The 911-nt window shown below is 55.4% G+C and carries 2 protein-coding genes and 1 pseudogene; 1 reads left to right on the top strand and 2 read right to left on the bottom strand.

From position 1 onward, the window contains the following. Positions 1-118, top strand: a pseudogene (locus K5E19_RS23020) (ABC transporter permease); the annotation flags it as partial. Here the strand turns inward: K5E19_RS23020 and K5E19_RS23015 are convergent. Continuing rightward, on the bottom strand, positions 93-206 hold the full coding sequence (locus tag K5E19_RS23015) for a protein YohO (RefSeq protein WP_100779551.1): 114 nt from the start codon (positions 204-206) through the stop codon (positions 93-95). The pseudogene K5E19_RS23020 and the gene K5E19_RS23015 sit on opposite strands and share 26 nt — an antisense overlap. Before the next feature lie 78 nt (positions 207-284). After that, the coding region (locus K5E19_RS23010; protein ID WP_221553246.1) for a MerR family transcriptional regulator at positions 285-911 on the bottom strand (627 nt) is incomplete at its 5' end.

The following is a 911-nucleotide window of genomic DNA, read 5'->3' as shown; positions in this document are numbered from 1 at the left end:
GTTTAACTCGGCTTATATTGTGCAGGGTGCGGTGCTGGTTGCGCTGGCGGCGATCGTGGTTGATCGCGGATTTGAACGGCTGGCGCAGTATCTCAGCCGACACCGCCACGTACGATAAATGAGTAGCCAGCCAGCATTACGCCGCCAATGCCGCTGATGGCCATTAAAGCGAAGAGGGTAATTACGGCCACTTTGGTTGCCTTCATAATGTGCTCCTTTTGTTAACCGCCCAATTATACGGTGAAGCACACCTGTTAATGAACCATTAAATGCCGTTAAGACATTTACGGACCAAGGGTAATGACGGGGTAGCCGTGTTCGCGCCATTCGCTCAGAAGCTGCTGTTGGGCGGCAGTGGGGATTTCTCCGCACCAGACCAGCAGGGTTTGCCCTTCGAAAAGCTCCGGGCGAAACTGCGCTAATGAATGTGCCAGCACGTCTACTCGCCAGCCTTGCTGCGTGGCGATCCAGGCTTCGAGCCATAAGCGGGTGGTGTCGTGAATATTCCAGCCGACCACCAGCGCGTCCTTTCCGCTCTTCTTGCGTGCCGTCGACAGGCACACGGAAATGTAATTGATTAACGCGCCATCCAGCATGCTTAGCAGCGTCTGTAATGCCGGCTGCTGAGACTGCAGACGGCGGCGAAGCGGTATAAACAGATGAGCGATTAACGTCTGGGCGGGATAATCCCGACCCTGCTCCTTGATCCAGGTTCGCAGACGTTGAAAGTTACCGGCCTGCAACAGCCGAAGCAGGGTTTCCTGATGTTCGCGCCACTCGGCCAGGCTGTCGGGATCGTGTTCGCATAAGAGCGATTTGACCTTACTGACCTGCACACCGTTGTCGATCCAGCTTTTGATTTCGCGAATGCGATCGATATCCGCCTCGTTAAACAGGCGGTGCCCTCCGTC

The organism is Enterobacter sp. RIT637 (genome assembly GCF_019718755.1).
In the GTDB taxonomy this organism is placed as follows: domain Bacteria; phylum Pseudomonadota; class Gammaproteobacteria; order Enterobacterales; family Enterobacteriaceae; genus Enterobacter.
Note: the sequence above shows the minus strand (reverse complement) of the source record. Positions and strands in the feature narration are given on the sequence as shown.

Bases quoted from the DNA above. Each gene is read 5' to 3' on its own strand.
- K5E19_RS23015 (WP_100779551.1), bottom strand. From the start codon at position 206: ATGAAGGCAACCAAAGTGGCCGTAATTACCCTCTTCGCTTTAATGGCC.